At 41.0% G+C, this 18,167-nt stretch carries 13 protein-coding genes; 3 read left to right on the plus strand and 10 right to left on the minus strand.

What is annotated here, in order from left to right:
• The 6 genes from JWP71_RS14500 to JWP71_RS14525 all read right to left on the minus strand — a co-directional run.
• A partial coding sequence (locus JWP71_RS14500; RefSeq protein ID WP_299501335.1) for an efflux RND transporter permease subunit occupies positions 1-1,036 on the minus strand: 1,036 nt, incomplete at its 3' end.
• 110 nt (positions 1,037-1,146) lie between these two features.
• Complete coding sequence (locus JWP71_RS14505) at positions 1,147-2,328, minus strand: efflux RND transporter periplasmic adaptor subunit (protein ID WP_299501338.1); 1,182 nt, start codon at positions 2,326-2,328, stop codon at positions 1,147-1,149.
• Positions 2,329-2,416: 88 nt separating this feature from the next.
• On the minus strand, positions 2,417-3,016 hold the full coding sequence (locus JWP71_RS14510) for a TetR/AcrR family transcriptional regulator (RefSeq protein ID WP_299501341.1): 600 nt from the start codon (positions 3,014-3,016) through the stop codon (positions 2,417-2,419).
• 380 nt (positions 3,017-3,396) lie between these two features.
• Positions 3,397-5,397: an AAA family ATPase gene (locus JWP71_RS14515; protein ID WP_299501344.1), complete on the minus strand. Its 2,001-nt coding sequence runs from the start codon at positions 5,395-5,397 to the stop codon at positions 3,397-3,399.
• Positions 5,398-5,450: 53 nt separating this feature from the next.
• Positions 5,451-6,185, minus strand: a complete 735-nt coding sequence (locus JWP71_RS14520; protein ID WP_299501347.1) for a Cthe_2314 family HEPN domain-containing protein — start codon at positions 6,183-6,185, stop codon at positions 5,451-5,453.
• Positions 6,186-6,202: 17 nt separating this feature from the next.
• Positions 6,203-7,210 (minus strand): lysozyme inhibitor LprI family protein, encoded by a 1,008-nt coding sequence (locus JWP71_RS14525; RefSeq protein ID WP_299501349.1) that lies wholly within the window; start codon positions 7,208-7,210, stop codon positions 6,203-6,205.
• 1,444 nt (positions 7,211-8,654) lie between these two features.
• Between JWP71_RS14525 and JWP71_RS14530 the strand changes: the two genes are divergently transcribed.
• Complete coding sequence (locus JWP71_RS14530) at positions 8,655-9,449, plus strand: SDR family oxidoreductase (protein ID WP_299501351.1); 795 nt, start codon at positions 8,655-8,657, stop codon at positions 9,447-9,449.
• A gap of 288 nt (positions 9,450-9,737) precedes the next feature.
• On the opposite strand, the gene JWP71_RS14535 is transcribed toward JWP71_RS14530, so the two are convergent.
• The gene (locus tag JWP71_RS14535) at positions 9,738-10,673 is read right to left on the minus strand and encodes an SMP-30/gluconolactonase/LRE family protein (RefSeq protein WP_299501353.1); all 936 of its coding nucleotides are present in this window, start codon (positions 10,671-10,673) and stop codon (positions 9,738-9,740) included.
• A 74-nt stretch (positions 10,674-10,747) separates the two neighbouring features.
• Between JWP71_RS14535 and JWP71_RS14540 the strand changes: the two genes are divergently transcribed.
• Positions 10,748-11,950: a DUF763 domain-containing protein gene (locus tag JWP71_RS14540; RefSeq protein ID WP_299501355.1), complete on the plus strand. Its 1,203-nt coding sequence runs from the start codon at positions 10,748-10,750 to the stop codon at positions 11,948-11,950.
• On the opposite strand, the gene JWP71_RS14545 is transcribed toward JWP71_RS14540, so the two are convergent.
• Together JWP71_RS14545 and JWP71_RS14550 are read right to left on the minus strand one after the other, a co-directional pair.
• Complete coding sequence (locus tag JWP71_RS14545) at positions 11,942-12,475, minus strand: DUF4142 domain-containing protein (protein ID WP_299501357.1); 534 nt, start codon at positions 12,473-12,475, stop codon at positions 11,942-11,944. The two genes, JWP71_RS14540 and JWP71_RS14545, sit on opposite strands and share 9 nt — an antisense overlap.
• Positions 12,476-12,553: 78 nt before the next feature.
• Positions 12,554-15,139: a phosphoenolpyruvate carboxylase gene (locus JWP71_RS14550; RefSeq protein ID WP_299501359.1), complete on the minus strand. Its 2,586-nt coding sequence runs from the start codon at positions 15,137-15,139 to the stop codon at positions 12,554-12,556.
• A gap of 200 nt (positions 15,140-15,339) precedes the next feature.
• Between JWP71_RS14550 and JWP71_RS14555 the strand changes: the two genes are divergently transcribed.
• Complete coding sequence (locus JWP71_RS14555; RefSeq protein ID WP_299501361.1) at positions 15,340-17,475, plus strand: FUSC family membrane protein; 2,136 nt, start codon at positions 15,340-15,342, stop codon at positions 17,473-17,475.
• Between the two features lie 11 nt (positions 17,476-17,486).
• Here JWP71_RS14555 and JWP71_RS14560 read toward each other — a convergent pair whose 3' ends face one another.
• A complete protein-coding gene (locus tag JWP71_RS14560) occupies positions 17,487-18,158 on the minus strand; it encodes an SGNH/GDSL hydrolase family protein (protein WP_299501363.1) in 672 nt (223 codons plus the stop codon).
• Positions 18,159-18,167 lie beyond the last annotated feature (9 nt).

Consider the following 18,167-nt stretch of genomic DNA (forward strand, 5'->3'; position numbering starts at 1 on the left):
CTATCAGCGTATGCTCAACCTGATCTATAGATTCGTCAAGCGCGGTTTTTGTCCTGTAAAAGTTATTGTATTTAATAACTGCCGGGAAATCTTTTGATGCTTTTTCCATCAGCTTATCCACCGCTATCTGTATCTCGTTAGCGTTTGATCCTGCTAATTGTATTACACCAATACCAATACCATCGTGCCCGTTTAAGTGGGTTACGCTGGTGTATGAGTAGGCACCCAATTCAACACGTGCCACATCCTTTAAGTGCAGTACAGAACCATCCGCATTTGCACGTATGGCAATGTTTTCATATTCTTCGGGCTTGGTAAGCTTGCCTTTGTATTTTATTACGTATTCAAATACTTCGGTACTGCGCTCGCCAAACTTACCGGGCGCTGCCTCTAAGTTCTTATCCTGTATGGCTGCCATAACTTCGGCAGGGGTAACTTTATAAGCTGCCATCTGGCCGGGGTTAAGCCATACCCGCATAGAGTAATCTTTAACGCCGCCAAATATGGTTGCCGAGCCCACGCCCGGGATACGTTTCAATTCGGGAATAATATTGATCTGCGCGTAATTGGCAACAAATGCCTGGTCGTATTTTTTAGGGTCCTCGGTATACATACCAATTGCGCCAATCAAGCTGTTTTGTTGTTTGGTAGTGGTTATACCCTGTTGTACCACTTCGGCAGGTAACTGACTGGTAGCTTGTGCCACCCTGTTCTGCACGTTTACCGCGGCCTGATCCGGATTGGTACCTTGTTTAAAATAAACGGTGATAGCCAATGTACCGTCATTACTGGCGGTCGAGCTCATATAGCTCATGTTTTCAACACCGTTGATGGATTCTTCTAATGAAGGGGCAACCGAACGTAAAACAGTTTCGGCATTTGCTCCCGGGTAAACAGCCGCTACCAGCACCGCCGGCGGTGCAATATCCGGAAACTGTTGTAAGGGCAATTTGGTTAGCCCAAGTACGCCCAGTATCACCAGCAAAATGGAGATAACTGTGGCCAGTACAGGTTTTTTTATAAATATTTTGAACATGATCTTTTTGTTTTGTAGAATCAAGAGGCAAGATTCAAGAGACAAGACGAAAATCGGCTGTCGCTATACTATCTTAGTTCTTTACTCTTGTTTCCTGAATCTTAAATAAATTAGTTTTTAGCAACCTTATCAGTTGCTTTTTGAGGGGTTATTTTAGCACCTTCCTGTAAGTGGTCTATACCGCTAAGTACTATCTGGTCGCCTGCTTTTACACCGTCTTTAACGATGTAATCTGTACCGTTTTTACCAACAATGGTAATAGGTAGCTTTTTCACTTTATTACTATCCGCAAGGGCGAAAACAAATACTTTATCCTGCATCTCGATAGTAGCCGATTCGGGTACCATTAAAGCGTCAGTATGTACCAGGCTTAAACGTATTTTACCCGTATTGCCAGAACGCAATAGCCCTTGCGCATTAGGGAAACTGGCCCTAACCGTAATAGCGCCGGTATTTTTATCAAACTGCCCGTCTATCATGTCTATCTTACCTTTAATAGCATATTCGCTGTTATCAGCTAATAATAGTGCTACTGATGGCAGGTGTTTCAGCTTATCGTTTAACGTTTTACCGGTGTATTGCTCTTTAAAGCTCACAAAGTCTTTTTCGCCCAACGAGAAATAAACATGTACATCATGTACGTCTGATAGTTGGGTAAGGGCCTCAACATCCTGCGGCGACACCAGGCTGCCTTGTTTCTTTAACAGCCTACCTATATAGCCCCCAACCGGCGCTTTAATAAGAGTATAACCTAAGTTAATCTGCGCGGTTGATACATTTGCCTTTGCCGATTCAATATTAGCTTTGGCTATTTGATAAGTGGCCCTTGCTGTTTTAAGCTGATAATCAGAAACAACCTTGTTTTCTACAAGCGGGGTTAATTTGTCAATTTCCAATTGCGCGTTGCCCTGGGCCGCTTCGGCCGCGTGTAAACTGGCTAAAGCGTTGTTTAAAGCCGCGCGATAAGGCTGATCGTTTATTTTAAATATGGGCTGGCCCGCGCTAACTAAAGCGCCTTCGTCAACAAATACTTTATCTAATGATCCGCTTACCTGCGGACGTATCTCTACGTTAACAGTACCTTCTATTGATGCAGGATATTCCTGGAAAGTAGTTACCGATGCAGTATGTATGGCTGCTACCGGCAAGGTTGGCGGCGGCGGTGCCGTAACAGCAGCGGGACTTGATGAACAGCTATATAAAAAAAGCGAAAGTAATGCTAACGCGATGGCTATAATACTATTAATCTTTTTAACAGTATTGTATGTGTAGGGTATTGTTGGAGTTTTCATAGTGGTTATTTTTATTTATTTATATTAAGAATTGAATTAACTTAACAGTGTTAAATATTTTAACACTGTTATATATGGTGTAAAAAATTTAATCTTTTATTGATCTGATAATACCGCTTATAGCAAGCTTTAAAATTTCGCGGTTAGTTTCGTCTGTGTTTCCCCGTTTTACCATGTTGATAGATATTAAACCATGTATTACAGACCAAAAAGTATAGTACTTGATACATACTTCGTCTTCGGTTGGTATATGGGGTGCCATTAAATCAACAATCACATCCCAAATCAAATCGGCAGGGATCTCAGACTCTGGCAACTTTTTTGCCATTTCGCAACAGTTAACATCCACGCCAAACATTAGCTGGTATAATTCTTTTTCGGCGAAAGCAAAGTTCCAGTAAGCAAGCCACATGGCTTCCAGTTGTTTGGCCGGCAGACGGTGCTTATCTTTAGCAGCCTGCACGTCTTTAGCTAATATCAGAAATCCCTTACGGGTTAACTCTAATAGTATAGCTTCCTTGCTCGAGTAGTATTCGTAAATAATAGGCGCGGTATATTCTATCACGTCGGCTATTTTACGCATACTTAAGGCATTCCATCCCTCCTGTTTTACAATTTGCAGGGATGCATCCAGGATGTTGATCCTGGTTTCTTCCTTTAAACGTAATATCCTGTCTTTACTTGCCATTTATTTTATGTTATTATAATCTAACAGCGCAGCAAAGGTATAGCGGCTTTTGTATTTTATTGCCACGTTTTTGTCATTAATTTAACAGTGTTAAATTTTTTAATGAGTGGTTTTTTTAATGAGTGAATGAGTGATTGAGTGAATGAATGAGTGAGTGATTGGAAGTATACTTAAATGAATAAGTAAATTATTGCTAAAGCGACAGGCCTAATCTCTAACCACCAATCACTAATCTCTATAATGGCGTTCCCTGCGGGCCGGGCTGTTCATTCATACGCACACAAGGCGTTAGGCGCTGGGCCGGTATCCATTGCCATCCCTAACGCGGCATTGCGGATATGACACACGCGGCACGCGTCGACCAGCAGGTGCTTTGTTGTTTAATGCAAATCGTAAGCGCGTTGATTATGCGTTAAAATAAACTCGTAAACTTTTTTTGTTAATTGCTGCGCTTTGGGTGAAAGGTCTGCCCAGGAATGCATATGAGCGGTGGCTGCCCTTGCGAAATCAGCTTTATTGTATAATTTGGAAATGGCCTTTCCCTTTGGTTTTGTAAAGATTTTCTTTAATCCCTTTGGTAATATTTCCTGTATAAATTCTGCGATCGGCCGTAGTTCATAATCTATCGTCTTAAAATCCGCAATGACCAACGGTTCATTACCGATCCGAAAATCCTGCAATGTTAGTTTCAGAATTTCAGGGGATAATAGATTTTCGATCTCTAAGGTATCGAGTTGGTAATAGCCAGCTTTAAGTTGCTTTTTCAGGCGCTGGTGCCGAGCGGTCTTATTTTTGTCGAGATCATGGATCAACAAAATCCGGTTGGAGATACTATGCGCACTAATCTTGGTATCCTGTGGCTCACCGGAAAAATCATAATGGATGATGTTATTTCCACCAAATTCCAAAAACGCGAAGTGCAGGTCCTCTCGTAGCAAGCCGTTATTCAACTTGCCATCCGGCTGCTCCCGCTGGTAGATATCCAGGAATTTTTTGATATAGATCCGATCTGAAATACCTTCGACCCACAAGGTACAATTGGCTAATAATACGGATGAATTTCGGATGCCGAGATCATTGAGTAAAGATACATTTGGTGAAGATAGTAGTTCGATCTGAAAGGTGGCTCCGGGATTATCCTGTAACTTACGCAAAGTGTAAACCGAGATCTCATTCGGCAGGTCAATGATCGTATCCAGAAAATGATTAGAATGTGTGGCGATAAAAGCCCGGGTATTTATCATTTTGCTAAGCACTTCCACGAAAATACGCTGCATGCCTGGGTGCAGGTATAACTCCGGTTCTTCATAAAAAATAAAGTGGTTGTAATATTGATTGATATATAATGGAAAGGTAAGCAGGATTATGGCCTGGATCCCGTCACCCAGTTCATAGATCGGAAATTCTTTTTCCTTCCCAATCTTGATATAAACGTCGTCCGCTTCGTCAATTGTCAGCGCATTGAGCTGTACGGATTGGCGGTTAAAGAAATTAGTACTCAGGAATTCTTCATATTCCACCAATTTTTGTCGTTCCTTTTCGGCGCTGTTGCGGAATTGACGGATTTGCTCGAACATGGATTCCCCGGTAAAAATATGCTGTGGATCCAGCAATACTGTCTCGGCACCGTGATCAATCGTCATAGTTTTCCGGTTGATTTGCAGGAAATAATCGAAAAAGGTGCGTGTCCTTAGCAATGGTTCCTGTATCGCCTGGTAATTCGCATAAGTTCCATAACGGGTCTGGAAAATATCCTCTTTTGGAGCCGTATTTTTGGTAAGCATTTTACGCAGCGTACGGTAGGCCGGTACATAGGTACATTTAATGCCTTGCATATAAGGAAACAGCTTTTGCAAAACTACCATCAACTCATTAAAAAGGGCGCTGATCTGTTGTTTACGCCGTGTTTCGGCGGCGCCCTGGTTAGCCTTCTCAAAATCTTCCTTCAGGATTGCTTTTCCAATAGTTATCAGTTCGGCATAAAAATGATAAATGTCATATTCCACTAATTGCTCAGCCTTTAAACCTTTCAAATGCGATTCCAGGCGGTAGCGCAGTGAACCGTTAACTAGCGCTAAGATTTGCGTGATCCGGTCTTTGACCAGTACGAGCACCTGCGCCGGTTCGTAACTAACCAGCGCAGGACGCCCCTTTATCGAAAAATCATAAGGGACACCATAGGATTGATCCGTAAATTGATACGCCTGGTACTTATTCATGTCCTTAAGAAGCTCACGGAGCAAGCGGCTCTTGCCGGAATTGTTGGCGCCGATAAAAAAATTGATCTTACTGAAAGACCGAAGTTCTTTTAAAGCTTTCCCGTCCTCCAGGTAGGCTTCATAAAATTTATTATTTGTAGGTAAAGTTATTACAGCTGACATCTATAAGAAAAAAATAAATATACATTTTTCTTTAGCGATCAACACCATACGGGTTAAGGTGTCCTGGATAATGAACCCGATATCTGGTCAAAGTCCGCTTTCAACTGCATCAATAAGATCAATATGGTCTGTTTTAAAATACCCTGGTTCTTTTCAAAGAAATAGTTATAGGCGATGGTACCTTTTAGTTCCATATGGTAAAGTTCCTCGTCGTAGGGGTTTAACTGGTAGCTACTGAGCATCGCTAATGTTCCGTCCTGTAAATCTCCCCTATGTGCAACCCTATCCCTTAATGGCCTTATCTTTTGAAAAATCTCATCAAAGTAATCCAGGTACAAGGTGAGTTTCTGTGCCTGGACCTCCGGATGTTTCCTTACCTTTTTATCCAGTCCCGGTGATTGAGTATACCCCATCCGGTAAACGGTATTTAACAGGTTCAGGGTAATGTCTTTTAATTTTGGCAGGCGGAAGAAATAATTCTCCAGCATATATTTCAGGTAATCGCCGCGGTCGACCTGAGTTATTTTGAATGATTTGATTTTCGGGTGGGCGAAGTCGATCAATTTGATGGTCATATCAATATCCCAAAAGCTTTGTGATAAATCAAACAACACGTCACCTACCGCTTTGATATATTGGGCGTATTCACTGGTCTTTTCGTGTTTATCCAGCAACATCATCGTCGTCAATTGTTGAACTTCCTGTCCCAACGGCGTGGAAAATAAAGATTGCGCGTTCCAGTCAAAATTGGCCCTGGTCTCTTCGTCAAGTTCTTCGTCTTCTTCCATTAAGTTACCGACTATAATTAATTTTTAGTTTCGTCCAGGGTACTAGCCAACGGAACTGAAAAATAGTTGAGAATTTCTTCCAATTCCAGAGTCTTGTCCTTTACTTTTTCCATATAATGCATTCGGATATTGTGCTCGCCACCTGTACCTACCCGTAACCTTAAATTATCAAAAGAATTGATCAAGCTCTGCTCCTGTTCTATATAAGTCCGCCAACCGGTCTGTGAGCTGGCCAACAAGGCTTGTTGCTCGGGTGATAACTTGTTATAAAGCGCATTGTAGATATTTATTAATTCCGTTTCCCAAAGTGCAAGGTGCTCGCCAATGCATTGCTTACGTTCGAAGTTGGTGTTTCCGCCGCAATTTTCAAACGATGCATCGATCCAATGAGGCAGTTCATCGGACCTTCCGACGGAAAACCTACCGCCACGTAATTCCAGTTTGGCATCCAACCCGGCCAGTATCTGGGGGCCGGTTTCCATGATCCAATCCACGTTCCTGGGATCATAGGCTATTCCGTGCGCGGCATGATTCAAGGTATCCAGCATCCGTCTGAAAACAGCACGTTCCTCCGCAGATAAGACTTGTTTTTCGCCTAATTGCTCAATCATCCGATGATTTCCCAATTGAATTTTTAGATCATATTTTTCAGCCAATTTACGCAACCGCTTTTCCACTTCGATCCTTAAACCGACTAACGCCAGTTCCTGGTTGATTGGCGCAATTTCAACAAAAGCATACTTTTCCCGTTGGAGAATTGGTTGCCTGTCTTCCGGTTCTTGCTGGATAATACCTGCCTTTTTAGCTGCGATAGTGACTTGTTCCAATTCCTGGAACTCCATTTTAATTCCTCCTGGTAATTCTACTGATTTGAACAAAGGGGCTAACCAAGGTACAACCGATACGATAATGAGAGTCACGGTTATCGCGTCGATCTTTAATACGGGAAACAGAATGTGGGTAAATACAGCTATCAGCGCAAATAGCGTGACCAGGATCTGGATGCGCTGCCGGTTAAGTTTCATAGGTGGTGTCGTTTTAGGTGTTCCGAAAATACAAATAAATATCAGGCTGATTGTCGTGGATGTGGAAAATAATCCTTTTGGGCGGGCGCGCAATCAAATCCAGGATCTTGGCAGCAAGCTATCAGACGAAAAGCTTCGGGCGAAAACAGGTAAAACAAGTTGGACTGTGCGGCAGCAAGGGCATTGGTAATTTTGCCTGAAGCGGTGGCCCTGCGCGACAACAGGCGGCAAAAGGACCGGGCCCTAGATTTTACCTGTTTTGCAGCGCAAAGGCCCAGTGCGGCAAGAAGCCTATCGTCTGACTTGAGTTTTTGTTACTTTTTGATCAAGCAAAAAGTAATGGGCCTTAGCGGCCAAGAGCGTCACCATGCGTTCTAACTCGCATTATAAATGCAAACCCATGTTAAGCACTCATTGCAAACGAGCGCAAGTGATAATGATACCCGCTCAGCGTTAGCTTAGCAAGCTCTGCAAGTTTATTCAGTAAACTGGCTGTATGCATGGGTGCCGCGGGAAGGGCATTGGTAATTTTGCCTGAAGCGGTGCAAGTTCATTCAGTAAACTGGCTGTATGCATGGGTTGAGCATCCACCGCTCATGGCCGCGGAGGCCTAGTTCTTTTTCCTTAGATGAAAAAGAACCAAAAACTGAGCGTAGCGACCTCATGAATACCCATAAAAAACAAACAATAGATGAATAAATCAAGTCAGCCCGATCGCTGCCACTACGCTAGGCCAGACTCCCGGCCGCGCGTGCTGACGGGCCTTTACCCGCTTTACATTTTTCATTAATATGAAGATTGTAGTCTTGTACCAAAAGCGTCAGACGAAAAGCTTCGGGCGAAAATAGGGAAAACAAGTTGGGCCGTGCAGCGGCAAGGGCATTGGTAATTTTGCCTGAAGCGATAGCCCGGCGCGACAACAGGCGGCAAAAGGACCGGGCCCTTGGTTTTACCTGTTTTGCAGCGCAAAGGCCCAGTGCGGCAAGAAGCCTCTCGTCTGACTTGATCTTTTGGTTACTTTTGTATCAAGACAAAAGTAACAGCCTTAGCGGCAATTGAGCGTCACCAAGCGATAAGCCAACTTGCTAAGTAAACGCAGAGATTGTCACGCAACCCTACCACCACCGCGCAGGGTTCTCTCTGAGAGACAACGGCGAAGACGATACTCCACCGCTCATTTTTGTTGGTGATAACACACAACAAAGGCGGGCGCGCAAAATTAAATCAAGGTCATCCTTAAATCCTATGAATCATGGTTCAGACATGCGTTAGCGATAGCAGCGGATACCGGCCTGTGGCTAATGCCTGTGTAGTATAAGCGGATAGCGCGGGCCGCAGGCAACGCCCACGTGAAATAAAACCTAGATTTAGCCCATGCTTCATCTTTCTATCATAATACCTGTCATCAGTTTAGCTATTTAATTAAAAACAGCATATTTGACGCATGACAGTAAGCATATTAGGCTGCGGATGGTACGGACTGGAACTGGCTAAAACGCTGGTAAAAAAGGGGATTACCGTGAAAGGCTCGACCACTTCTGCTGATAAATTAAATACATTAACCGATGCTAAGATCGAACCTTACCTTATTGATCTTCCTATTGACAACGAAACCATCGACCCCGCTTTTTTTAATTGCGATGTACTTTGGATCAGCATACCGCCAAAAGTAAGAACAGGCAATGGTGAAGAATACCTGATTAAAATCAGGCGCTTAATAACACCTATAATAGCGCATCAAATTAAACAAGTGGTACTCATTAGCTCGACAAGCGTTTATGGCGACACCAATAGTGAAGTTAATGAGCTGAACGAACCCGGGCCCGATAATGAATCGGGCAAAATCATGCTGCGGGCCGAAAATATTTTAAAAGAACAACCTGCTTTTACCACAACCATCATTCGTTTTGCAGGTTTAATTGGCCCGGGCCGTGATCCGGGCAGATTCTTTGCTGGGAAAACTAATATTCCTAACGGGAATGCGCCGGTTAACCTGATACATTTAACAGACTGCATTGGCATTAGCGAAGCTATATTAACTCAACAAGCTTTTGGATATACTTATAATGCCTGCTCGCCAAACCACCCTACCCGATCCAATTTTTATACAAATGCAGCACAGCAATCAGGACTGGAAGCACCGCATTTTATAAACGAAAAAAAAAGCTGGAAAGTAGTCTCCGGTCTGAATGTTGCTGCGATATTAAAGTACGATTACCAGGTTGCCATAACCCGATGATTGGAGAACTACCTGACTAAAAAAAGTATAAACTCAACACAGGATTAACAACAAAAAGAGTAAGGACGATATACTGTTTCACAAAAAAAAGTGTTTCACATCAGGTGTTTCACCCTAAATTTGTAAAAATCGCAAAACAACATAAAGTACTAATTATAAGGAATTTATATGCATTTACCTAAAGCATTAGTACTGTTTCATGGTGTTTCACTCATTTTGTCAACATACTATATATCAATATATTAACATAAAAGGGTGTTTCATGTGTTTCATATTTTTGTGAAACACCTACTCTACCCCTCTTACCTTCATCTGAAAGGTATAAATAGCTGTCGACGCGGTTAGGAACAAAACATCTTTTTTCTTCCCACCGAAGCAAATATTGGCGGTCCATGGCTCCTCAATAGGAATACGTGCAATCCGTTTTCCGTCGGGGTTGTAAATAGTTACCCCCTTGCCGGTCAGGTAAACATTTCCTTTTTCGTCCAGCGTCATCCCGTCTGATCCCTGTGATACAAACAGTATTTTATCACTCAATGAACCATCCTTATTAATGGTGTATTTATAGGTTTTACCTGCTCCGGCATCAGCAACATAAAGGTATTTGCCATCGGGCGTACCCACAATACCATTGGGCCTTTTAAAATCGCTGATAACGATTACAGGTGTTGAGCTATTTTTGGGCAGATAGTAAACTTTTTCTCCATCAAGATCGCTTTTTTTCCGCGACCACCACGGCCGCTGGTAATACGGATCGGTTATATACAGCCCACCATTAGGAGCCACCCAAACATCATTGGGTCCGTTAAATAAATGCCCCTGGTAATCTTTTAATAAAACAGTAATTTTCTTTTTAGGGCTGATTGACCATAGCTGTTCATTTTCATCGGCACAGGTAATTAAATTACCCTTTTTATCAATATACATCCCGTTTGATCGGCCCGCGCTATCCAGAAACAGTGATAGCTTACCATCGGTATCGTACTCCCATATCTTGTTATTATTCTGGTCGGTAAAAAACACATTGCCCTTTTTATCAACCGACGCGCCCTCGGTGAAGGAGAACTGCCTTGATATTAACTGCGGCTTGGTACCGGCGGCAAACAAGGCATCGGTTGAGTCTGCTTTTGGCAATATAACCTGTGCTTTCTTGTGCGCGCGCATTGATGTAAAAACACAAAAGCTTACAGTAAGCACAATGGCAACTTTAAATATTGTTTTCATACGAAGAATAAATTGGTACTCAATATTCGCTAATAAATTGTTATGATGCAATTTATTAAGCTAAATTTGTTAGCATGAAGCGTTCGGGAAGTGCTGATCTGCCTTTGCATTATGGTTACGTACCGCAATGGCTGGCAGAAAGGATGGCCAAATTAGGGTTGGCCGTGGTAGAAACCATAGTTTTAGATTATGGCAAAGACGAAGTATTGCGCCGTTTAAGCGATCCTTTCTGGTTCCAGAGCCTTGGCGCAGTTATGGGTATGGATTGGCACTCATCGGGTATTACCACTTCTGTTATGGGAGCGTTGAAATGTGCTATCAACCCGCACAGTAAAGAATTGGGTATTTACATATGCGGCGGCAAAGGCAAATATTCCAAACAAACCCCAGATGAATTAATAAGGATAAGCGAACGCACCGGGCTCGATGGCAACTACCTGGTTAAATGCAGCAAGCTTAGCGCTAAGGTTGATAATACAGCTATACAGGATGGGTTTCAACTATATACCCACAACTTTATTTTAAGCGATACGGGTAAATGGAGCGTAGTACAACAAGGCATGAGCGACGCGTCAAGTACCGCCCGCCGGTACCATTGGCATTCTGATTCGCTAACCTCATTTGTTGATGATCCGCATACCTCCATTTACGGTAAAAACAATGGTTTTATATTAAACTTGGCCGATAGCCTCGCTGCGCCCGCGCGGGCCGGAGTTATGCAAATAGCAAATGAAAACCCGGATACCATGCTTAAGGAGATAAGCAAACTGGTAATGCCATCGCATCATGATGTAAGAGAAAAGGATGTAGACCTTAAAAGATTAGGCTCTGTACTATGGCTGGCCCATGAAAAACGCCCGGAAGATTTTGAAGAATTGTTGTTACTTAAAGGACTGGGCCCACGTACTTTACAATCACTAACCTTAGTTAGCGAAGTAATACACGGCACTCCATCGAGGTTTAAAGACCCGGCACGCTTTTCCTTCGCGCATGGCGGTAAAGACGGGCATCCCTTCCCTGTACCAACAAAGGTTTATGATGAAACTATTGGTACGCTGCAAATCGCCATACATAAAGCTAAATTAGGTAACAGCGAAAAAAGTGAGGCCATAAAAAGGCTAACCCAAATAGCTCAAAAGGCAGAGCAGGACTTTATCCCCAACGCAAATTTTGATAAGGTGATAGAAGAGGAAAGAAACAACTCCTGGAAATATGATGGTCGCACCGTATTTGGTAAAGCCAAACCACCCGGGGAACAACAGTTAAAACTATTTTAATGACTCGCAAATAGCATTAGCCGAATCTAAATGTGTTTTTAAAGCAGGCAAGGTTTTTTTAGCGAAATTTTGAATATCGGCACTTTTATTCCCGGCAGCCCTGGCGAATAGCGTTATAACGCTTTCATAATCGGTTACCATCATTTGTATATAGGCTTTATCAAAATCGACACCCTTTTTTGTGGATATATTGTCAATCAGTTTTTGATGTTCAGTATTGATAGTATCACCTTCGGTTATCCCTTTGTTAATGCCAATTTTTTCCAGTTCATCTCCCGTTTGTGTATGGTCGGCTATCATCATTTTGGCAAAGCTGATGATCCGTGGATTTTTTGAATTTACTTCGGCCACTTTAGCTGCTTTTATTTCGGCAAGCCCGGCTTCTAATCCTTGTATTATAAAGACTGATCCGCCTTCATCAACTACAGTATTATTATTGTAATTTCTGGCTCGTTTATTATCCGTACATGATGATATAGCAAATAATACCACTACCCCGAATAAGAGGCGAATTAACTTTTTCATTTGCAAGCCGTAAGGTTATACTAATTGGTATAACAAATATAGTCTTATACGGTTTACATTATCATGACAAATACTAAATTAAGCTAAATTTCTTCCGGCGTTAACAATACCGTATACAGTTCTTATTACCAGTTTATCGTATATCTCAATTAATTCCTTATCAGTTGTATTATTGAGGCAATGTAAGGCATAATGCTGTACAATTACCAAAGGCAATACAATCTTCTCACGTACACTAATAGAGCGGCGGTCAACAGGCGAATCCTGCATCAATACTTCTGTTCCGGTTAGCTCCAATAATAAGGCTTTGGTCAATTCAAATTCATCTTTCAACTGTTTCCAGAACGCCCCGAACTTTTCATCCTTTTCTAAATAAGCAGTTATCCTGAAATCAGATTTAGACATAGACATGATACAATTATCCAGCATGGTCTTGAAAAACCCTGATGTATTATATAGCTGTTTAACTTCATCCCAATCACCCTTTTGCTTCATTTTTTGCAATGCCGTACCTACCCCGTAAAACCCCGGGATGCTTTGTTTTAATTGACTCCAGGCTGTTACAAAGCTTATGGCACGCAAATCTTCCAGTTTTAGCGGCGCTCCGGCGTTGCGCTTGGTTGGCCTGCTGCTTATGTTGATTTTTGATAATAATTTAAGCGGACTAAATTTCTCTAAATACTCTACAAATAATTTATGTTCCCTCAGGTCCATAAAAAGTTTATAGCTGGCATTTGCCATATCAGTGATCAATGTTTTTTGGCGGGCACTCAGCAAGTCATTACTATCCGGATTTAATGATGAGGTTACACCGGCATTTATCAGCTGCTCTATATTAAAACGGGCAGTTTCTACTGATCCGTATTGCGAGCTAACCGTTTGGCCCTGTATAGTTAATTGTATCTGTTTATTGGCAATTTCGCTACCCATGGAAGCATAGAAACGATGTGTTTTACCCCCACCACGGGCTGGCGGTCCGCCCCTCCCGTCAAAAAATGCTAGGTTGATGTCGTATTTTCGGGCCATGGCAGTAAGCTCAACTTTTGCTTTATAAATAGACCAATTAGCCATTAAATAACCACCATCTTTAGTACTATCAGAGAAACCCAGCATAATACTTTGTGCATTACCACGCCTTTTTAAATGTTCTTTGTAAAATGGATGTGTATATAGTTTCTCCATTACGTCTGCAGCAACTTTAAGGTCGTTCACTGTTTCAAACAATGGCATAAAATCAACAGTAAGGGTTTCTGCCTTCCAGCCACTCCATAAAAACAGGTCTATAAGCTGTAATATATCTGATGCTTGCTGGCAGTTACTTATAATAAACCTTTGGCAAGCTTTTTCACCATTAGTATGCTGAATATGTTTCATCAGCATAATGGTATTAAGCGTATCCTTGGTCAAATCATCCGCATCCTCGGGGCATAAAAAGTTAAGCGCGTTAAATGTTATGTTCTGTAGCTTTTCTTCTTCGCTTAGCTTTTCGTAATCTGCAGGTAAGCCGGTTGCAATACCCTTGTCTGTACAATAATTAAAAACGTTGCGTAATACCCTGCTATCTTGCCTTATATCCAACGTAGCAAAGAAACAGCCAAACAAACGCACTTTTCTTATCAGGTCCTCAACAATATTTACAAACAGGCTATCATGACTGGTAATTAAAGTTTCACGAACAGACTGTAGAAGTTCCAATAATTCGCCTTGCAGGTCCTTAGCGTTATGCTGATGCTTATTAAAGGCATTTTCATATAGCAAAGCCTCCAAAGTAGCTATTGTTTTTTCAATACCCCTAAAAGTTATCCTGCGTTTTAAAACCCTAAAATCCCGGTAATAACAACGGAATATAATCTGCCGCAATAAAACAGCTACATCATAAGTGGTTTTTGTATTTACATTCGGGTTACCATCACGGTCGCCGCCCGGCCAAAAACCTAATTCTAATAGTTGGTTCTTTCTATTCTCGTCAATATCAAACTCTTCTTCAAGCTTTGTTTGTATACCTGATACAGCATGGTAAAAAGTATTCTCAAGAAACCAAACCAAACTAACCGCTTCATCAACTGGTGTTGGTGATGTTTTATTAAAAAACGGTGTTTTACCTAGTTGCTGTAATAAAACATCAATACTGCCAATATCATTGGTTTTTAATGCTTCTATCAGATCTGTCATTATACCCAGTACTGTACCGGGGTAAAATTGCGTTGGATGGGCGGTAAGTACCAGTCTTAACGAAAAATCTTTAAGTTTTTCGCTTATACTGTCGCGCACCTGATCGCTGGTTGCAGCAGCTTGCAGCAATCCGTTTAAAGTACCTACATCATCTGGCCTTCCAATTTTGCTGAACGATGAATCTTCAATCGCATCAAACAAAACCACCTGACGCTCAATATATTGAATAAACCGAAACAAGCGGTTAAGCTGCTCGCGATGATCAATATCCGGAACATATTTTTTGAAAAACGATTCAATTATAGCGGTTGGCGATTGCTGCTTTATTGCTCCCTTTTCACAATGCGAGCTAAAAAACGGCAATAAAATACCAATTTCTTTTACCTGGTAAAAAGGCAGCGTTTGAAATAAGCTGTTATATAACTCAAAACGAGTAACAACCTCGTTATTAAAAGCTGTTTCTCTTTGGCTGAGTTTTAACGTTGATGACATACTAAAAAGATAAATAAATTAAAAAAAGAAGGCCTGGTTTATAATTAATTATAAATCGGTGTGAATTTAAGTTAAAATCATTAAAAATTGAATAATTATTAAAAAAAAACCTCATTGACACTAATATTGGTTATAAAATTAGCACTACGATAAAATTTTTGCAAATTCATATATAACTCTTTTTTTACGAGATTTGCAGCGTGATAATTCAACCTAAAGAAATTAAAAGCTTCTTTTTCAGTCAGTATTTTTCTGATGGCTTGCGTATGTCGTTAGGCATTTTACTGCCTTCCCTGGTATTGCTGCAGTTTAATAAATTCGATTTGGGTGTAGCCATGTCATTAGGCGCTGTTTGTATTTGTGTTATTGACAGCCCGGGCCCGGTATTACACAAGCGGAATGCTATGGCCATTGGTAATTTATGCTTGTTTGTTGTGGCAATTACAACAGGTTTTGCCCGGCTTAATGTTTTTACCCTGGGGCTGGAGGTTACTATATTCTCCTTCCTGTTCTCTATGTTTATTGTATACGGTAACCGCGCCGCATCTGTAGGTACGGCTTCTTTATTGATTATGATATTTATGATTGATAAAGCAATGAAGCCAGATGCTATATTGGGCTATAGCGCCACCATATTAGCTGGCGGTATTTGGTATATGGTGTTTAGCCTGGTATTTTTCGGCATTCGGCCCTACCGCGCGGCACAGCAGGCCCTGGGCGAAAACATAGCCGATATTGTTAAGTTTTTAAGAATAAAAGCCAACTTTTATCTGCCGGAAACTGATATTGACGAAAACTATCATAAGCTGGTATCGCAACAAATACAAGTGAGCCAGCACCAAGATGCGGTTAGAGAGCTTCTATTTAAAAGCAGGGTGATGGTGCGCGAATCAACCAATGCCAGCCGCATACTGGTACTTACTTTTGTTGATTTGGTAGATATGTTTGAGCAAATCATGGCTACCCACTATGATTATGCTTACATCCACGATAAATTTAAAGACACCGGCATTTTACCCGAGATAGCACATATAGTGCACCAAATGGCTGATGAGTTGGAGAAAATTGGCTATGCTGTTTTATCCAATACAAGATATAAACACCTGGTAGATTTCAACCCTAAATTAGAGCAGCTTAAATTAAAAATTGATGCTGTTAACAATGGCCACGAAACCAGCAATCTGGTACTAAAAAAGATATTAATAAACCTTCGCGATCTGAACAAGGCGATAGAGAATATATTTAATTATTACAACTCCAGCTCATCTAAAATATTAATAGAGAAAAACAATGATGTGGAGTACTCTAAATTTGCACCCCATCAGGATTATGAACCCCATCTTTTCTTTGATAATTTCTCATTAGATTCTGCAGCATTTAAGCACGCTTTAAGGGTATCGCTGGTTTGCATGGTTGGTTTTATTGCGGCAAGAATATTTTCATTGGGCCATCACAGCTATTGGGTGCTGCTTACCATTATTGTGATATTAAAACCGGGCTTTAGTCTTTCAAAACAGCGTAATTACCAGCGTTTAATTGGCACTATGGCAGGTGGGATAATTGGGGTATTGATATTACTTTTTATACCTAACAGCGCTGTACAGTTTGTTTTCCTGTTTGTATTCATGATAGGCACTTATAGCTTTCTGCGACTAAACTATATAGTAAGCGTTATTTTCATGACCCCGTATGTACTGATATTGTTTAAGTTTTTAGGGATAGCGCACCTTGATATTGTACAGGAACGTGTGGTAGACACTATAATAGGATCAACCATTGCATTTGCAGCCAGTTATTTGATCTTCCCTACATGGGAGTTTGAGCAGATAAAAACCAACCTGTCTGAAGTGATTTATACTAACGTAAACTATTTAGTTAAAATAGCCAAAACTATTACCGGTACAACAGTTACCACTACAGAATATAAACTGGCCCGTAAAGAGGTTTATGTGAAATCTGCCAACTTATCTGCCGCGTTTGAGCGAATGACGTCTGAACCCAAAAGCAAACAGCGCAATATAAAAGAGATCCATAAATTTGTAGTGCTTAACCATATACTGTCCTCGTACATTGCAACTGTAGCATCAGAAATAACGATAAAAGGATTACATAAAACTACGCCAGATACCCTGAAATTAATTAAACGAAGTATTGCTGTATTAAATGAAAGCAATAAAAAACTTGGCGGAGAACGTATAGAGTTTACCGGCGAAAAAGCCGAACCGGCAGAAGAAATTATACCCACTGCAACAGACAACTTATTAAAAGACCAGTTAGGTTTTATTAATAAAATAAGTATGGATATTGCTAAGGTTACGGATGATATATTGAGGTAAGATTCTTTTTATTATAACATTGTTTGAACCGCCGTCCATATTTCATCATTTATGTTCCTCATGCCTTTATCAGACGGGTGGCTTTGTATTGACGGATCAGGAAATAACCCGAAAGAAAAATTTGAAAGATCATTTTGCAAGGAGACCAGTGAGATAAAAGTAGAATATTTGCTCATTACTTTATTTGCCATATCTCTTTCGGGCCATACGGACCCTACTGCCAGTATTTTAACTTTTGGATTAGCCGCTGTGAAATAATTTATCAGGGCAACGTATTTTTCCTCAAACAACACCGAATCAGCATTTCTTGTAACATTCTCGCCAATCCTCAGAATAATTATATCAGGTTTAGCATCCCTGTACGACTTAAGATTCAGGTCAAAATCGTATGTATCAAAGTTGGTTTCAAACTGGGCTATGTTTTTTGCAATCAATTTATTGGCATTGTTCATTGATTTAAAACGGACTGTAAGCAAATGAACGTAATCACTATCGGCAACACTTGCCGCCATACCCCAACTTCCATTCCAACCTATTGATGGATTGGCTGGAGCATAAGTAATACTATTGCCTAATACTAACACATTATGTAATGGCAGTACAACTACAGGGGCTGACTGAACAGATTTTTTACATGCTGTAAATGCGGCAATTATTAAAATAAATATAAATAGGTTTTTCATTTTTATTAT

It is taken from the genome of Mucilaginibacter sp. (assembly GCF_028287845.1).
Lineage (GTDB): Bacteria > Bacteroidota > Bacteroidia > Sphingobacteriales > Sphingobacteriaceae > Mucilaginibacter.